12 protein-coding genes are annotated in these 17,592 nt (G+C 39.8%); 5 read left to right on the top strand and 7 right to left on the bottom strand.

What is annotated here, in order from left to right; translation table 11 throughout:
• Nucleotides 1–11: 11 nt before the first annotated feature.
• The gene (putA, locus tag EU510_RS11880) at nucleotides 12–3,815 is read left to right on the top strand and encodes a bifunctional proline dehydrogenase/L-glutamate gamma-semialdehyde dehydrogenase PutA (RefSeq protein WP_149593673.1); all 3,804 of its coding nucleotides are present in this window, start codon (nucleotides 12–14) and stop codon (nucleotides 3,813–3,815) included.
• 118 nt (nucleotides 3,816–3,933) lie between these two features.
• The gene (locus EU510_RS11875; protein WP_149593672.1) at nucleotides 3,934–5,127 is read left to right on the top strand and encodes an HD-GYP domain-containing protein; all 1,194 of its coding nucleotides are present in this window, start codon (nucleotides 3,934–3,936) and stop codon (nucleotides 5,125–5,127) included.
• A 53-nt stretch (nucleotides 5,128–5,180) separates the two neighbouring features.
• On the opposite strand, the gene EU510_RS11870 is transcribed toward EU510_RS11875, so the two are convergent.
• The 6 genes from EU510_RS11870 to EU510_RS11845 form a co-directional block, all read right to left on the bottom strand.
• Complete coding sequence (locus EU510_RS11870; RefSeq protein WP_149593671.1) at nucleotides 5,181–6,218, bottom strand: general secretion pathway protein GspB; 1,038 nt, start codon at nucleotides 6,216–6,218, stop codon at nucleotides 5,181–5,183.
• 11 nt (nucleotides 6,219–6,229) lie between these two features.
• Nucleotides 6,230–7,147, bottom strand: a complete 918-nt coding sequence (locus EU510_RS11865) for an ExeA family protein (RefSeq protein ID WP_149593670.1) — start codon at nucleotides 7,145–7,147, stop codon at nucleotides 6,230–6,232.
• A gap of 165 nt (nucleotides 7,148–7,312) precedes the next feature.
• The gene (locus EU510_RS11860; protein WP_149593669.1) at nucleotides 7,313–7,831 is read right to left on the bottom strand and encodes a DUF1566 domain-containing protein; all 519 of its coding nucleotides are present in this window, start codon (nucleotides 7,829–7,831) and stop codon (nucleotides 7,313–7,315) included.
• A 9-nt stretch (nucleotides 7,832–7,840) separates the two neighbouring features.
• Nucleotides 7,841–9,496, bottom strand: coding sequence for a DUF1566 domain-containing protein (locus EU510_RS11855; protein WP_149593668.1), 1,656 nt, complete (start codon nucleotides 9,494–9,496; stop codon nucleotides 7,841–7,843).
• Between the two features lie 70 nt (nucleotides 9,497–9,566).
• On the bottom strand, nucleotides 9,567–9,899 hold the full coding sequence (locus tag EU510_RS11850; protein WP_149593667.1) for a hypothetical protein: 333 nt from the start codon (nucleotides 9,897–9,899) through the stop codon (nucleotides 9,567–9,569).
• Between the two features lie 22 nt (nucleotides 9,900–9,921).
• The gene (locus EU510_RS11845; protein ID WP_149593666.1) at nucleotides 9,922–10,626 is read right to left on the bottom strand and encodes a DUF2982 domain-containing protein; all 705 of its coding nucleotides are present in this window, start codon (nucleotides 10,624–10,626) and stop codon (nucleotides 9,922–9,924) included.
• A gap of 246 nt (nucleotides 10,627–10,872) precedes the next feature.
• Between EU510_RS11845 and EU510_RS11840 the strand changes: the two genes are divergently transcribed.
• The 3 genes from EU510_RS11840 (at nucleotide 10,873) to msrA (ending at nucleotide 15,649) form a co-directional block, all read left to right on the top strand.
• A complete protein-coding gene (locus EU510_RS11840) occupies nucleotides 10,873–11,925 on the top strand; it encodes an efflux RND transporter periplasmic adaptor subunit (protein ID WP_149593665.1) in 1,053 nt (350 codons plus the stop codon).
• A gap of 3 nt (nucleotides 11,926–11,928) precedes the next feature.
• The gene (locus tag EU510_RS11835; protein ID WP_149593664.1) at nucleotides 11,929–15,027 is read left to right on the top strand and encodes an efflux RND transporter permease subunit; all 3,099 of its coding nucleotides are present in this window, start codon (nucleotides 11,929–11,931) and stop codon (nucleotides 15,025–15,027) included.
• Between the two features lie 85 nt (nucleotides 15,028–15,112).
• Nucleotides 15,113–15,649 carry a peptide-methionine (S)-S-oxide reductase MsrA gene (gene msrA, locus EU510_RS11830; protein ID WP_149593663.1) on the top strand — a complete coding sequence of 179 codons (537 nt, stop codon included), beginning with the start codon at nucleotides 15,113–15,115 and terminating at the stop codon, nucleotides 15,647–15,649.
• A 112-nt stretch (nucleotides 15,650–15,761) separates the two neighbouring features.
• Here the strand turns inward: msrA and EU510_RS11825 are convergent, their stop codons facing one another.
• The gene (locus EU510_RS11825; protein WP_149593662.1) at nucleotides 15,762–17,591 is read right to left on the bottom strand and encodes a TonB-dependent receptor domain-containing protein; all 1,830 of its coding nucleotides are present in this window, start codon (nucleotides 17,589–17,591) and stop codon (nucleotides 15,762–15,764) included.
• Between the last annotated feature and the right edge of the window lies 1 nt (nucleotide 17,592).

Here is a 17,592-nt window from a genome sequence, read left to right as displayed (position 1 = left end):
GAGGGTTGCTTATGTTATTCAACGGCGATTTAACTACTACTTGTCCTATCAGACAAAGAATCCGTGACTTCTACCGCATAGATGAAAATGCAGTTATTGATCATATTTTACCGCTTGCAGAAGTAGGCGTAAAAGCACGAAGTCGTGCCTGGGAAAGAGCCCGCCAGATTGTTTTGAACATTCGTAAAGAGCAAGATGGACAAGGCGGTGTTGATGCGCTTTTAAATGAATTTTCACTCTCTAGTGAAGAAGGCGTTGTATTAATGTGTTTGGCCGAAGCACTGCTTCGCGTACCAGATAAAGCAACTCAAGATGTACTTATTCGTGACAAGTTAGCCAAAGGTGATTGGAGCTCTCATTTAGGAAGCAGCGATTCTTTATTTGTAAACGCATCTTCTTGGGGATTGTTAGTTACCGGTAAAATGGTTAACTACACAGATAAAACGAAAGAACAACAGTTCGGCATGCTTAAAAAGACCATTGGTCGTTTAGGTGAGCCTGTTATTCGTAAGTCTGTAAACTTTGCTATGAAAATTATGGGCAAGCAATTCGTAATGGGCCGTACCATTGACGAAGCTATTGAACGTGCTGCCGAAACAGAGCAAAAAGGTTATGTGTATTCTTACGATATGCTAGGCGAAGGCGCACGCACAATGAAAGATGCGAAGCGCTACTTTGACAGCTACATGAATGCTATACGCTCAATTGGTAAAGCTGCTAATGGTCGTGGTCCAATTAAGAGCCCTGGCATTTCAGTTAAGCTTTCTGCTATTCATCCACGCTATGAGTTCACTCATAAAGACCGTGTGATGGAAGAAATCGTCCCTAAGTTAAAAGAACTTGCTCTTGCCGCTAAAAAATACGATATAGGCTTTACCGTTGATGCCGAAGAAGCAGACCGTTTAGATATTTCATTAGATGTAATTGAAGCAGTATTTAGTGATGAAGATCTTGGTGATTGGCAAGGATTTGGCTTAGCGGTTCAAGCGTATCAAAAACGCGCTATTTTTGTAATTGAATGGGTAACTGATCTTGCAACCCGCGTTGGTCGCAAGATGATGGTACGTCTAGTTAAAGGCGCATACTGGGATACTGAAATCAAAACCACTCAACAAGATGGTTTAGAGCACTTCCCAGTGTTTACACGTAAAGCTACTACCGATGTTTCTTACAAAGCATGTGCAATTAAAATGCTTGAAGCACGTGATGTGCTTTATCCGCAGTTCGCAACGCACAACGCTTACACCGCCGCGACTATTTTAGAAGTAGCGAAAGGTGACAACACCGGTTTTGAATTCCAACGTTTGCACGGTATGGGTGAATCATTATTTGACCAAATCGTTAACGAAGAAAAAATTCAGTGCCGAGTATATGCCCCTGTTGGTCAACACGAAGACCTACTTGCGTACCTTGTTCGTCGTTTATTAGAAAATGGCGCTAACTCATCGTTCGTAAACGCAATTGTTGATGTATCAAAACCTGTTGAATCATTGCTACCAGATCCTGTAGAAACACTGCAAGGCCTGCGTAACAAGTACAATACGCAAATTAAAATGCCAATTGATTTATACGGTGAAGAACGTGCTAACTCTAAAGGCATGGATTTAACCGATATTAACGTTATTACCCCTTTCAAAGAGAATCTTGAAACATGGTTTAGCGAGCACTTAATTGAGCAAAACCAAGTACCTGAAGGCTCATTGGCTGTTAAAAACCCAGCGAATCATAAAGAAATCATCGGTCACGTTAAATTGCAAACTGGCGAAGAAATGAAAGTATTACTGGCTAATGCTGAAGCTGCACTTGAACCATGGTCACAAACACCAGTAAAAGACCGTGCTAATTTACTGCGCCGCGTTGCGGATATTTTAGAGCGTCATCACGATGAGCTCGTTGCTATCTGTATTAAAGAAGCAGGTAAAGTAGCGCAAGACGGTATTGATGAAGTACGTGAAGCAGTTGATTTTTGTCGCTACTACGCGGCGCGCGCTGAAGAGCTATCACAAGATGAGCGTTTTGAAGCCCGTGGTGTTATTTTATGTATTAGCCCGTGGAACTTCCCACTTGCAATATTCTTAGGCCAAGTGGCAGCTGCGATTGTTACAGGTAACACTGTTATTGCTAAGCCTGCTGAGCAAACAAGCTTAATCGCAATTCGTGCTATTGAACTAATGCTCTCTGTTGGTTTACCTGAGCATGTTGTTCAGCCTGTTATTGCTCGTGGTTCTGAAGTAGGCAAAACAATTGTTCCAGATGAACGCATTCAAGCGGTTATGTTTACAGGCTCTACTGAAACAGGCACATTAATTTCTCAAACACTTGCTGCACGTAACGATATTCAAGTACCGTTAATTGCAGAAACAGGTGGCCAAAACTGTATGATTGTTGACTCAACGGCACTTCCTGAGCAAGTAGTTGACGATGTGATCAGTTCTGGTTTTCAAAGTGCAGGGCAACGTTGTTCTGCTCTTCGTGTGTTATTCATTCAAGATGACGTAGCAGATGGCATTATCGAAATGCTTAAAGGTGCGCTAGCTGAGTTACACATAGGCGACCCATCATTACTATCAACTGATGTTGGTCCGGTAATTGATGAAAAAGCACTTAAAAACTTAAACGAGCACGTTGAGTACTTAAAAGGTAATTCTATACTTCATTACGAGTGTAAAATCCCGGATAACACTCAAAATGGCGCATACTTTTTTGCACCTCGTTTATACGAAATCAAAGATTTATCAGTACTTAAGCGTGAAGTATTTGGCCCATGTGTTCATATTGTTCGCTTTAAATCGAGCGAACTTGATGATGTGATGGATCAAATTAACAACACAGGTTATGGCTTAACAATGGGTGTACATTCACGTATTGAAGAGCGCTGTGAGTACCTTGCTAAAATGTCACGTGCGGGTAATGTTTACATTAACCGTAACATGATTGGTGCTATTGTTGGTGTGCAACCATTTGGCGGCCGTGGTTTATCAGGTACCGGCCCTAAAGCCGGTGGCCCTAACTACCTTCAACGTTTAGTAAAAGAAAAGGCTTCACCAGATAACGTGCAAATGACAAACCTGACGCCAGATGAGCTTGATTTACACCACTACAGCGGTGCAAATGAGCAAGTTAAAAAGCTAATGGCTAACTCAATGCGCGATGAAAAAATCTGGCGTGCAACACCACTAAACGACCGTGTTTCGGCTGTACGTCAGTTGCTTGCTAAAATTGCAACGGTAGAAATTATCGACGATTTAGCAGACGATTTAGCATTAACATTATCAGAAGCTCGTGCACAGCTTAACCGCCTTGAAAAGCACATGCGTAAATTTACTACCCTGCCAGGGCCTACGGGTGAGTCTAATACACTTCATCTAGAAGCACGTGGTTGTGTAGTATGTTATGCAGATAAGAGCACATCATTTAACTTCTGGGCATTGTCTATCATTACCGCTATTGCCGCAGGTAATACGGTAATTACTGTAGCGTCTGAGCTATTTTATGATGAAGCTGTTGCCTTTAAAGATAAATTTATCTCTACAGGTGTTGCTGAAGGTGTTTTCCAAGTAGCTAAACCTAATCAGCTACAAGCTATCTTGGCTCACCCTCACTTAGCAGGTGCGGTAGTTGCTGCTCGCTCGTCTCGTTTAGGCTACTTCAGCCAACAACTTGCACAGCGTAAAGGGGCTATTTTACCGGTAATTAGCTCTGAGTATTACGATACATTAATCAAACGTCTTATTACTGAAAAAACAATCAGTATTGATACAACAGCATCAGGCGGTAACACCTCGCTAATGACGCTTGTTGAAGATGATGAATAATTAAGCTAATGCTTTTTCACTAAAGAATAAAAAAAGGCACTGTAAAGTGCCTTTTTTATTTGGTCGTTACGTATAATTTTGTTAGTTTAAAAGTAGATTAACAACTGAAGCCGTGAAATTGAAAACCATTCCTATTACTAAGTTAGTCCCTGGCATGTTTGTGCAAAGCGTTACCAAGCAAACTGGCAGCATTAAAATTAAAAACCAAGGCTGGGTTAAAACTCAAGCTGGTATTAATAACCTGATAAAAGCAGGTATTTTAGAAGTAGAAATCGACCCTGATAAAACCCTCATTGATTCAGTCCCTGAAAAAGATCCTATCGCTACACCTACAACAAAAATAAAGCGTGATCCTTGGCAAAAAATAAACAGCGCTGAGCAAGAAATGGGAAAAGCAAAAAAGCTTTACGACGAAGCAAAAACACTACAAATAAAAGCATTTAAAGATATAAAAGCTGGCCGTGACATAGATATAGCACCGTTTAGAGAACTGGCAACTGGCTTTATGGATTCTGTTTTTAGAAATCAAGATGCCCTAGCCTGCCTTACCCAAATGCGCCAAAAAGATGCCTACCTACTTGAGCACTCAATTAATGTATCAATATTAATGGGTATTTTTGCAAAACACTTGAATATAGAAAAAGATACTATTGTTGAGCTGACTACCGGCGCGCTATTACACGACATTGGTAAAATAAAAATCCCTGATGAAGTGCTAAATAAACCTGGCCGTTTTACAGACGACGAATTTAAAATAATGAAAATGCATTCGCTTTTCAGTAAAGAAATATTAGAAGACTCTGGGTTAACAGGCATCGCGGTAGATATTGCAGGTATGCACCACGAAAGACTCGATGGTAAAGGCTACCCGTTTGGTAAAAAAGGTGACGAGATAAGTCAGTACGTGCGTATGGCATCAATTGTAGATGTGTATGATGCACTTACCGCAGAACGTGTTTATAAAGCGGGCATGGAACCAATAAAGGCGTTTAAAATATTAAAAGACGGGTGCCCAGATAGCTTTGATCCTGTGCTGCTTAATAAATTTATTCAATGTATTGGCATCCATCCGGTAGGAACGCTTGTAAGGTTATCGAGTCAAAGAGTAGGTTTGGTCACCGAGAGTAATCCGGGGGCACCACTAAAACCTGTCGTTAAAACATTTTACAGCGCTAAGCATAGCCGCTATACCGAAGTAAAAGATATTGATTTATCTAATAAAAAAACTGAAGACACTCTTGAGTCAGCGGTTAAACCTAAGGAATATAATATTGATTTAGAACGCTTTTATAAAAATTCAATATTATCCTAAGCACTGTTGAGAGCTCAATATTCTACCGAGCTCTCAACATGATAACTAAGCGCTTACTGCGGCCAGTCTTGCAAAGCTTTTAAGCTAAACTCATAACCATCAAAATCTAGCACACTTTGCTCAGGTGTAATTTCTGTGACTGTTAGAGCACCTATGCTTTCTCCTTCGTGTAATTCTCGGCCATTTAGCTTGATCCAACGTTTATCAGCACTCGATGAATATATATGCGCTTGATATTTAATATTAGGTAACATTGATTGCAAACCATCAGGTAGTAACTCTACAGGCTCAACACGTGATGATGTTTTTGACGCTTGAGTAACTTCATAATCTTGGTTTTTTTCGACATCTTGTATAGCTTGCGCAAATGCATTTTTAAGCGTTGTAGGCACTCCATCAAGCTCAGGGTCATCCGTCTGCTGAGATTGGGTGCTGCCATTAATTGGCTTACCCAATACTTTATATTTACTCATATCAAGTTGAGCCGATGCGGTATTTTTATTTTGCCCAAATACCGCAGTGTTTTGTGCATTATTTGGATTGTAATTACTTTGTGGGTTAAACGCCGGCTGATTGTAATTTTGAACAGGCATTACTTGTTGCATACTTTGCTGATTATAACCTGCTGCGCTCGCCACCGGGCTCGACGGCATAGGAATATACTGACCATTTGGGGTTAATAACATTTGCTGTACACCATTGGGTGTTTGCACATGCACAAGTTGCCCTTCAATCGTTGCAGTATTTGTTGGAGCTACTTTAGCAGGCTCTAGCTTAGCTACTTGTTGTTTTTCAGCTTCAACATCTTCCTCTTTAACGTCTTTGTTAGGCGATGATTTTTCGCTTTCCACCACCTTAATTACAGCGGGTTCCGCTGCGTTTAATAAAGTCGTACTCTGAAACCACTTTCCGGCGGTAAAGCCACCAGCTACCGCAATAAAAGCAGCTAAGCTTGTACCAAATACTAATGCTAATCGTCTATAACGCTTAAGTGCTTGCTGTTGCTTTAACTGCTCAGATTGTAAGTCGTACTGTTCAGCACTCATATCTGATTGCTGCGACTGCTTTAGCGCATCTAATAAATAAGACATAACTTACCTAACTATAAAATAAATGAAAGCCCAATGCCTACGGCAAATAAAGCAGCGAATGCAAGGCTATAGGGTACAAATGACGTTGCTTTGTTAGCTTGGTTAACCGGTGCTACAAAATCCATGGGTAAAGACTCATGGGCTGATTTTTTTATTATATCGCTATCAACTATCAACTGCTGCTTTGCAAAAGTCCCAACTAAAGCACGCTCACAGACCAAGTTCATTAATCGTGGCACACCGCCAGTTAATTGATGAACAGCTTGCATGGCATCCATCGAAAAGATTCCTTTATCACACCCAGCAATATGTAACCGATGCTTTATGTAAGCGACAGTTTGGCCTTGCGTAAGTGGTAATAAATGGTAACGAGCCGTTATCCTCTGGGCAAGTTGCCTTAATTCGTTGCGCTTCAAAAGGTCTTGCAGCTCAGGTTGACCAACCAATACTATTTGTAATAATTTTTTATGATCGGTTTCTATATTTGTCAGCAAACGTAATTGCTCAAGCACGTTAGGGGCAAGTAATTGTGCTTCGTCGATAATAAGTATAGTGTGCCCGCCTGATTTATTATTAGTCTCCAAATGCTTTTTTATAATATCGGTAAGGCTCTTAAGCGTCGCATTATTAGTATCGTAACTAATGTTGAGCTCATCACAAATACTGGCTAATAACTCCAGCTCTGAAAGCGCTGGATTATGTATCATCGCTACTTGAGTATTTTCAGGCAATTGTTCTAACATGCTGCGGGTAATTGTAGTTTTACCTGTGCCTACTTCACCTGTTAATAATACAAAACCACCGTCTTCACCTAATCCGTAGGTAAGGTGTGCTAAGGCTTCTTTATGTCGTTCACTTAAAAATAAGTAATGAGGGTTGGGCGAAATCGAAAAAGGTTTTTCGTTCAGGCCAAAATAGCTTAAATACACCGTGATGTTCCTTCGTAATTAAATCACGGCCTATAATGGCAAAAAAACGCGCTAAGTGACAACGTTGTAAGCGCTTTATTATTGAAATAACGTAAATTGATGTAAAACAAAAAAGTGCAGCTGTTTTAAAGCTGCACTTTTGTATATCAAATTTTTTGATGTACTTTATTTTTCGTAGCGTACTAACCGTAAATACACATTACTGGTTTTGGCATGCAAGCTATTCAGCCCACTATCAAATTGATAAACCCACGCCGAGCTCATCGTGCTTACACCCGATGTATTTGACCAATAGTTTTGAAGCTTAGTACCAAAAAACACCTCTTCATTAATGCTCGGCTCGGTGCAACTGTGCTCTAGAATACTCGCTAATTCTTTAATGTTAGGCATTTGCCAATCATCGTAATCTGCGGTTGTATCATTTTTAGCACCGCGAAGCGCTTCTTGCCAAGTAAGAGAAGGTGTAGAACCTTCACAAAGCTGGGTCTCTGTATTATAGGTTTGCCCATAACTACAGCGTTGCCACATTAGGCCAGTTTCGCTATCAGAAACAGTGCCATCTGTATTTATGGTAAATCTATCTGTCGGTGTTGTGGTATCTGCACCGACGTAGCAAGTTTGCGCCGCTGCAATATTAAAGCTCAAGCTTATAGTTGCTAGTACATAGAGTAATTTTAATTTCATTATTTTCTCCTAACGGCTTCTAACTAAACGTACATAAGCGAGCTTTTCTTTTGGATAAGCAAGGTCGTTACCATTACTCATATCTATAATATACGCTTGCGATAAACTTGTACCATCAGCTGCAGTTTGCGAGGTCCAGTACGGTAAATCCACATTTTCTATATCACCTGATTGAGGAATATAAGGAAATAACGATTCGTCTATTAGCACTCTTTGCCCTTGTTTCCCGTAATCAATTAAACCTAAAAGCTCATTATAAGTTGGTAAGCGCCAGTTTGTACCACCACAGAAATCTAAGCTATTCACTTCGTTTATATAGCTTTGCACGCCGCAACTGGTATCATTTGGGCATGTGCTATTTGCAGTACTTGTATCTGTAAAAGTAGTTTCTCCTATATCCCAAAAGTAATGATTTTGCCCCTCACGCAAACTTGTATCTGGTAATACTCCTGAGGATTCAGTTTTTACTTCCCATACAAGCCCAGTAACATTATCGCGTATACAGGTAAAGTCACGACTATCATCACCAACTTCATCAGCAAACTGATTAAGTTTAGTATAATCAAACGCTAAATTACCTTTGCCAATCTTATTTAAGCGGTTTGCATAGCTATCACGCCCAAGCTCTGCATCTTGCGCTGGAAAATCATCACTCTCACAATTAATACGTTGAGTATTGTTATAACACTCACCAACACCACTATCGTTTATAAGTCCGAGAGCTTTGGGTGATACATCAACAAATAAAGAATCAGTATCGGTGCGCCCCTTTGAGTCGGTTACCGTTACTTCAAAGCTCAATGTAGACTCAGTATCTACATCTGAGGCAAAAAATGTCGTTGTACATTGATTGATATTACTTAGCGTTTCGGTATTACCGGTAAGTTGTTGCCACTTACACTGATAGGTATCGGTGACAGTTTCGCTATTTGTAGCATCAAGCGTTACCTGTTCAAACTCTTCAACATTTTGATCTGCGCCTGCATTTGCATCCACTAGTTCATTTGTTTTATTAAGCGTCATTGAATATTGAGTACTCGCCTCACCACCTTCATCATCGATAACGGTTAACTGCCAAGACAAATTCACGTTACTTTCTAGTAAAGGATGAGAAAAGCTAAGCGTTGACTCATTAAAGCTCTCAATATCTAAATCAGGGCCAGATAGCAATTGCCACAAGTAACTATCAATTTGACCATTATCATCAGGATCGCTCGACTCTAGGGCGCTCAACGTCACTGTATCTTTGTATACAGATGGAAGTGTTTCAGGAGATGTTTGGGTAACGACAGCAAGCGGTAGTTGATTATTAGAGCTCACTGAAATAGAGATATCGTCACTAACAGCGCTACTACCTGTACTTTGATAGCTCACTCTTAGTATTATTTCACTATCAGTTTTTACGTCAGGTGCAGTAAGTGTTTGCTCAGCGCCATCAAGCGGAAAACCTTCTAAGCTTGGACCGCTAACTTGTTGCCATGAAAACGTACCATCAGCGGGAGAACCTTGTGCTGTGATGGTAAATTCAGTTTTTTCGATAATTTGTAAATCGATTCCAGCATTAACAGAGGTTTCTACAACTGTATTATCACTATCTCCACCACCGCCTCCACACGCACTTAACAAAGCACAAGAAATGAGAGGGATTAAAGCAAACGCTTTCATACGTAGCACCTTTTTTATGTCAAATAATTACTATAGTGTAATCACAAGCAATAAAGATGCCATTAAAGCACTACAGATAAGTATCTTGGTGAATACGTACAAATAGCTTTGTACCTATTTTACTGTAATCAATTTTATACTCTCGACCATCTAACGCTTGAATAAACAATAACTGTTTTTCTTCGCCAAATATATCAGCGCTACTTACATAAATCATCTCTAAATATCGCTCTTTTGCGTCGCGACGGTTTTTGGGTAACTCTTCTTTAAATGGTTCTAGGCCATGTTGCGTTACTTTAATTTTGGGATGAATTTCAGAGTTTACAATCACTAAATCAAGTTTTTTATCTTTATGTATTATGGTATTTCGACCACTTTTTAAAAAAGCTCTGTCTTGGCTCATTTTTCTTTCCTACAGTCGCAGCTTAATTGTTAATTTGCGACGCTATAAACTGACGGGGCTCGCGCTTCCACTTATTTAAGTTAGCACTAAATGCCCAAATATCTCTATCTAATACACTGGCAGGTAATAATAAATCGTAACCTGTTAGCAGTTGAAGGTGCTTAGTTCTATTAGCAAACATGGCTATAAGACCAGTATAGTTTACCCCTTTATGGGATGTGTATTGTGTATCTTCTATTAACCATTCTGATGGGCAATTGCCATTTTTGCAATGTTTTTGAACAACTTGCATAAATAAATTACGCTGCTCAATTAATAGTTTCCCTGCAATTCTTGGTGCAAAATTTGTTAAAAACTCATCTATGTCATTTACTTTAACACCCACCGCATTGAGCTCTAAGTAATCAAGACCATCTTCTACTTTTGGTATACCACTGTGATGGAAGTTACTACGAGACATGCTCCAAGCGCCATACTTATGGCAATAAACAAGCTCCGACTCACTTATTAACAGGCTATAATACGGTTCTTGGGTTTTTAAAAACCCAATAAAAATAGCAGCAATACACAAACTCACTAAAAATATTTCAAGTATGCTTATTTCGCCCGGCCTCAGTAAATTAAATAACATAATAAAAACTAGACCGATTGCGCCAACTGCAAGTACCTCTATCCCGTTTCGTGCACCCTGTGCTCGGTACCGAACCTCATTATTGTATTTATCCATATTGGTAAAACACCATATAAAAAACAAACATAATAACTGCCCAAATTATAATCTTTCTTGTTGTTATACATAAGTTACAGTTAGTTTTAAATGTCATACATTACCGCTTTTCACTTAATAAAATAGGAACAATGAATAAACCTTATTTACTTTTACGCCTAACGCACAAATTTATGAGATACATAACCGCCTTTTCTCGGTCTTATTTCGTACAATACATATAATTAATTTTCAGGTATGAAAACGATGTACTCAAGACAATCAGGTAAAGCTTTTTTTCCATTTATTATTACGTTACTTCTAATATTTAGCGTTTATTTATATTTACCCGCTAGCCACGGCGAACAAGCCGATTCATCACAAATGTCTACCCAAGTTATGGCTCATACTGTTACCTCTCAGGAAAACGCAGTGATGATAGAAGCCATTGGTAGCGCGCGTGCAAACCAAGCTATTTATATAAAAAGTGCACAAAATGATTATGTCACCGATATATATTTTAAAGATGGCGACCTAGTCAGTAAAGGACAAAAACTAGTACAGCTACAAAGCCAACAAGAACAGCTTGCAGTTAAAGAACTTGGTATTAATTTACGTGAAGAACAACGTCAGTTAGACCGCTTAACCGAACTTTCACGTTCTCAATCAACAGCAAAGTCGTTACTTGAAGAGCAGCTATCTCGTGTTGATGCAACTGAGGCTCAACTAGAAAGCGCTAAAACTAAATTAAACGAAATGACTATTAGTGCACCATTTTCAGGCCTTTTAGGTAAGCGTGAAATATCAATAGGTGCCTACGTAAGTAATACAACAATAATCACTACACTTGATGATATTAGTATTATTAAAGTTGACTTTAAAGTTCCTGAAAAATATTTAGCACAATTGGATATGGGTATGAAGGTGCTTACACAAAATGATGCCTACCCAGATCAAACATTTACTGGCAAAGTCACGCATATTAGCTCGCGTATCGATTCAGTAACACGCAGTGTTGAAGTAACTGCAAGTTTTGCCAATAAATCAGGATTACTTCGCCCTGGAATGTTGCTTAATACAGCGCTTGAGCTTAGTAGCAACCAAGCTTTAATGGTACCAGAAAAAGCTGTTATCCCTTTACAAGACAAACACTTTGTTTTTCAAATTCAAGACGGAATAGCTAATAGAATAGAAGTACATGTTGCTGGCAGAAATAATGGCTGGGTTGCTATCGACGAAGGCTTAACTGATGGTGAGCAAATTGTTACTGAAGGGCTAATTAAAATTCGCTCTGGTAGCAAAGTAAGCATAAAGGGGTAATACGTGAAAATTACTGATACTAGCGTTAAACGCCCTGTTTTTGCCATTGTAATTAATTTACTACTGCTTACTTTTGGTTTGGTTGCTTTTACTATGCTACCACTTCGAGAATACCCTGATATTGAAACGCCTATTGTAAATATAAGTACTGAGTACACTGGCGCGTCTGCTGAGATTATAGAAACCAAAATAACGCAAATAATAGAAAACCGTATATCGGGTATTGAAGGTATTAAAAGTATTAACTCATCAAGTCGTAATGGGCGTTCAAACATTACCATTGAGTTTGACATTAACCGCGATATAGATGCTGCATCTAACGATGTACGTGAGCGCGTGGCTCGTGCATTAGACAGCTTGCCAGACCAAGTACGCCCACCAGAAGTATCTAAATCAAATAGTGATGAAAGCCCTATCGTATGGTTTGTATTAAACAGCGAAACAATGGACTCCTTACAGCTCTCTGATTACGCGCAGCGCTTTATTGTTGACCGCTTAGCCGTGGTAGATGGCGTATCGAATGTGCGTATTGGTGGTGAGCGTCAATACGCGATGAAAATTTGGCTAAACCGTCAAGCAATGGCTGCACGCGGCATTACCTCAAGCGACATTGAAAATACACTTCGTACAGAAAACGTTGAGCTACCTGCCGGTGAAATAGAATCAATAGACCGTGACTTTACAGTACGTACCGCACGCAGCTATAAAGATCAGCGCGATTTTAAAAACCTAGTAATTAAACGTGGTGAAGAAGGTTACTTAGTTCGTTTAGGTGAAGTTGCCGACGTACAATTAGAAGCTGCCGATGACGAAAGCTTATTTCGTGGTAACGGGCGTAATATGATTGGCTTAGGAATTGTCAAACAAGCCAAAGCAAACACACTTACCGTAGTAGATAATGCCCGCAGTGAACTTGAAAAAATCAAACGCAATTTACCTGAAGGCACCACAATTCAAGATAGCTACGATTCGTCTGTATTCATTAAAGAGTCAATTAATGAGGTTTACAGCACACTTGCCATCTCTATGGGTTTAGTCGTACTCGTTATATTTTTGTTTTTGGGCAGCATAAGAGCAACGCTTATTCCGGCAGTAACAGTACCGGTCGCACTGGTTGGTAGCTTTATGTTTTTATTAGCAATGGGCTACTCAATCAACTTACTAACGTTACTTGCATTAGTTCTTGCCATTGGTTTAGTAGTAGATGATGCCATTGTAATGCTTGAAAACATTCACCGTCGTATTGAACTGGGCGAGCCACCGTTACTAGCTGCATTTAGGGGCGCGCGTGAAGTTGGTTTTGCCATAATAGCAACTACTCTTGTGCTTATATCTGTATTTGTACCACTGGTATTTATGGATGGTCGTATAGGCGCATTATTTACTGAATTTGCTATGGCGGTAAGTGCTGCTGTATTTTTCTCAAGTGTTACCGCACTTACACTAGCACCAGCACTGTGCTCTAAAGTACTTAAAGTATCAGACAAACCAAATAAGTTTAGCCAATGGATGGATCGTCAATTTACTAAAATTGAAGTAAGTTACCGTAACTCACTCTCAACTAACATAACTCGTAAATGGGGTTTAATGGTTAGCTTATTATTAGCTGGTTTTGTTAGTTACTCGCTGTTTTTACAAGTTCCTTCTGAGCTAACACCAAAAGAAGACCGTGGTACGTTTTTTATCATGATGAGCGGCCCTGAAGGCGCAAGTTATGAAAATAACGCTGCTAATATGGCTAAAATTGAAGAGCGTTTAATGCCCTATTCTGAAGCAGGTGAGCTAAGTCGTGTACTTGTTCGAGTTCCTGGTTGGGGCGGTAGTGGCGGCGTTGCAATTGTAGGTATGGCAGATTGGGATAAGCGCAAGCGCTCAACATGGGAGGTAATGGACGAAATAAGCGGTAAAATGCAAGAAGTTACCGATGTTCGTGCATTTGCCATTATGCGCCGTGGTATTGGCGGTGGTGGCTCGTCTCGCCCTATTGAGTTTGTATTACAAGGTAACGATTACGCACAGCTAGCTAATTGGCGCGACCGCATAATAAAACGTGCCGAACAAAACCCTGGCCTTGTCAGAATCGACCACGATTATAAAGAAACCTTCCCACAGTTTTTAGTGAGCATAGATAAAAACAAAGCCGCTGATTTAGGTGTATCGGTGTCTGATGTAGGCACAACCCTTGAAACAATGTTGGGCCAGCGCCGTGTTACGACCTTTATTGACCGCGGTGAAGAATACGATGTGATTTTAAAAGGGACTAAAGAAGACTTTGCTAATCCTACTGACATTTCAAATATATACCTTAAATCACGCAGTGGTGAACTAGTCCCACTTGATAGCCTTATCAGCTTAAAAGAGGAAGCAACCGCATCGCGCTTAAACCGATATAACCGTATGCGCGCAATTACATTAAGCGCCAACTTAGCTGACGGTTACACACTTGAGCAAGCGCTTAACTTTTTAAACGAAGTAGCCGCGCAGGAAAACGATATAGATGGCGCAGTAGATTACAAAGGTGAATCGCAGCTTTATTACGAAGGCGCATCAGCGATGACCTACGTATTTATACTTGCACTAACCGTTACTTTCTTGGTGCTTGCTGCACAGTTTGAAAGCTTTATGCACCCGTTTGTAATTATGCTTACTGTACCACTTGGCTTAATGGGCGCTATGTTTGGTTTATGGTCTACAGGCCTCACGCTCAATATTTACAGCCAAATAGGTATTGTTATGCTCATAGGTTTAAGTGCTAAAAATGGTATTTTAATTGTAGAGTTTACTAACCAATTACGTGATAAAGGCGTAGAGTTTAGTGAAGCAATATTACAAGCTGCTACCCAGCGCCTTCGCCCAATAATAATGACCTCGCTAACAACAGTTATGAGTTCAGTACCTTTGGTATTTGCCTCAGGTCCAGGTGCTGAAAGCCGAATGGTAATTGGTGTAGTTGTATTTACAGGCGTTATAGTCTCTACCTTGCTGACTCTTTTTGTTGTACCTGCGGCGTATTATGCTCTATCGCGAAATACACAGTCACCTGAGTTTTTACAACAAAAGCTTAATAAACAAGCACAAGATAAACCTTTAGAAGAGATCTAACCGCTTAATTGCGCCGTAACCTTGTTGTTACGGTGCATTCATTTTATGCTCGCCTTTAAACTCCATACACATTTAGGAATAATTTATGAGCTCAGCAAAGCAAGTAGCAACATTTGGTGGCGGCTGTTTTTGGTGTATAGATGCTGCATTTAGACGTGTAAATGGCGTATTAAACGTAAGCTCTGGTTACACTGGCGGCGAAACAAACACGCCGACCTACCAATCAGTTTGTACAGGCACTACCGGGCATGCAGAAGTTGTTAAGATTGAATTTGACAGCGCTATAGTGAGCTTTGAAATACTTTTAGCAATGTTTTTTACTTTGCATGATGCAACGCAATTAAATCGCCAAGGTAACGATATAGGCTCGCAATACAGAAGCGTTATTTATTACCATGATGACGCGCAATTAAAGCAAACAAATGAAATGATAGCCCAATTACAAAACCACGTTAGCGAGCCAATAGTGACAGAGGTTAGCCCAGCTACAACGTATTACCCAGCAGAGCATTATCATCAAGATTACTACAACGAAAACCCACAACAAGGTTACTGTAGTATTTTAATAGCACCTAAATTACACAAGTTTGAAACCGTATTTAAAGAGTTTTTAACTGAGTAGCTAATTTAAGTAGTTAAATTTAGCTACACATTAAAAAGCCCGATTTAAATCGGGCTTTTGGATTTTCAGCTCAACTTAAAAAACCTTTAACTACAAAGGTTATTAAAGACAACTAAAACTGGTAGCTTGCGCCTGCAAAAAAGCGACGCTCTGGTGTGTTGTAGTAATACACTTCACCCGTTGTAAAATCAGCATTTGAATCAACCGCGTTGTATTCTTTATCAAATAAATTTTCTACACGAAGTGATACTTCAATGTGCTCATTTACTTGGTAATTACCCGCTAAGTTCCAAAGTGTGTAAGAACCTAAACGTGTCACAGCACCTTGGCGGTCACTACGGTATTGCATGTCTAAGCTTGCATCAAAAGCACCAAACTGTTTTGCAAGTTCCCAGTTAAAAGTACGTTTAGCAACATTACGCAACTCTGCTCCCGTTTCTTCGTCTTCAGCGCTTAAGTAAGCAAAGTTGAGGTTGCTATCAAAACCAAAAAACTGCTGAGAAAGGCTAAACTCAACCCCTTCATAGCGCGCTTCGTTTAAGTTAATAGGAAAGAAATTAGTGTCTAAAGAAATTTTATCCTCAATATCATTTCTAAAAATAGCAACGTCAACACTTGCTACATCAAAATCTACATTTAATCCAATCTCTCGATTTAATGATTTTTCAGGCTCTAAATCAGGGTTAGATGAAGGTGGAAAACCTGGAAAGGCTGGAAAATATAAATCGTTAAAGGTAGGCGCTTTAAAACCAGTACTTTGACTTACTCTAAAGGTTGCATCTTCAGATAAGTGATAGCCGGCTGCCGCAGTGTAAGTCGTTTCGTCACCAAATTGCTCATCATCATCTTGGCGTATAGTTAAATTAGCTAACACTTTCTCAGCGTTGTAATATGCACCAATAAATACAGCTAACACATCACGCTCTTGTACATCATATTGTGTTGAGCTGTGGCTTACATCATCATTGTACCAGTTAACACCGCCACTAATATTAAGTACTTCTGATAAATTATACTGACCGTTATAATCCAATTGCACACGTTTAGTTATAAAATCATTTTCGCCAAATGCTGAAGTATCGTGTGAATCATCTGTTGAAATAGCAATATCAATACTGTGTGATTGACTAATGTAGTTTTTATTCCAACCAGCAGAAAGCTGATAATTTTTAAAATCACTAGTTTCCACAGTGCTTGTGGCTGGGCTAAAGCGACTATCGTAATCTACGTAACCTTCGCTGTATTGACCTAGTAACTTAAAGTCGCCGTAATGTGCGTCGGAGTAATTTACTTTAAAACCAAGGTTTTTATTTTCATAGCCATCTTCATCGGGTGCCGCACCTTGCAATGCGTCAAAGCCATCTGTTTTTTCATAACCCGCATTAAAAGCGGTGGTTACCTCAGCCGATTTAACAGAGCCCGCAACTTGATAGTTTTGGTATGCGTCTGAGCCAAAAGTAGCATCTAAAGATAAATTATCAGCTTCACGCGTAATAATATTAATAACACCCGCAAGAGCATCTGAGCCATAAACAGCAGCACGTGAGCCTTTAATAATTTCGATACGCTCAATACTATTTAAAGGAACATTACTTAGCGCTTTTTGACCAAGCGTTGCCGAACCCGTCCGTACGCCATCGATTAAAATTAACGTATCGCCAGAACCCGTACCACGTAAAGATACGCCAGAATTTTGGCCAAAGCCGCCGTTAGGATTAATTTGAAAGCCAACTTGTTTGCTTAATAGCGCTGGTAAGTCACGCACGTTGCTTGCATCTATTTCGCTGCGGTCAATAACATTTACGCTTGCTAAAACATCATTAATTGATTGCTCAAATTTATTAGCAGTAACAGTTATTTTTTCGATTGAATTATCTGCAGCAGACACAGAAAATGAAAGCGCAGCAGTAATTGCAACGCCTAGTGTTGTTTTATTTAACATG

Source organism: Pseudoalteromonas sp. FUC4 (assembly GCF_008370255.1).
Classification (GTDB): Bacteria; Pseudomonadota; Gammaproteobacteria; order Enterobacterales; family Alteromonadaceae; genus Pseudoalteromonas.
This window is presented reverse-complemented; position numbering and strand designations above follow the sequence as displayed.

Coding starts and splice junctions, on each gene's coding strand:
- putA (WP_149593673.1), top strand. CDS start 12: ATGTTATTCAACGGCGATTTAACTACTACTTGTCCTATCAGACAAAGA.
- EU510_RS11870 (WP_149593671.1), bottom strand. CDS start 6,218: ATGTCTTATTTATTAGATGCGCTAAAGCAGTCGCAGCAATCAGATATG.
- EU510_RS11860 (WP_149593669.1), bottom strand. CDS start 7,831: ATGAAATTAAAATTACTCTATGTACTAGCAACTATAAGCTTGAGCTTT.
- EU510_RS11855 (WP_149593668.1), bottom strand. CDS start 9,496: ATGAAAGCGTTTGCTTTAATCCCTCTCATTTCTTGTGCTTTGTTAAGT.
- EU510_RS11850 (WP_149593667.1), bottom strand. CDS start 9,899: ATGAGCCAAGACAGAGCTTTTTTAAAAAGTGGTCGAAATACCATAATA.
- EU510_RS11845 (WP_149593666.1), bottom strand. CDS start 10,626: ATGGATAAATACAATAATGAGGTTCGGTACCGAGCACAGGGTGCACGA.
- EU510_RS11840 (WP_149593665.1), top strand. CDS start 10,873: ATGTACTCAAGACAATCAGGTAAAGCTTTTTTTCCATTTATTATTACG.
- msrA (WP_149593663.1), top strand. CDS start 15,113: ATGAGCTCAGCAAAGCAAGTAGCAACATTTGGTGGCGGCTGTTTTTGG.
- EU510_RS11825 (WP_149593662.1), bottom strand. CDS start 17,591: ATGTTAAATAAAACAACACTAGGCGTTGCAATTACTGCTGCGCTTTCA.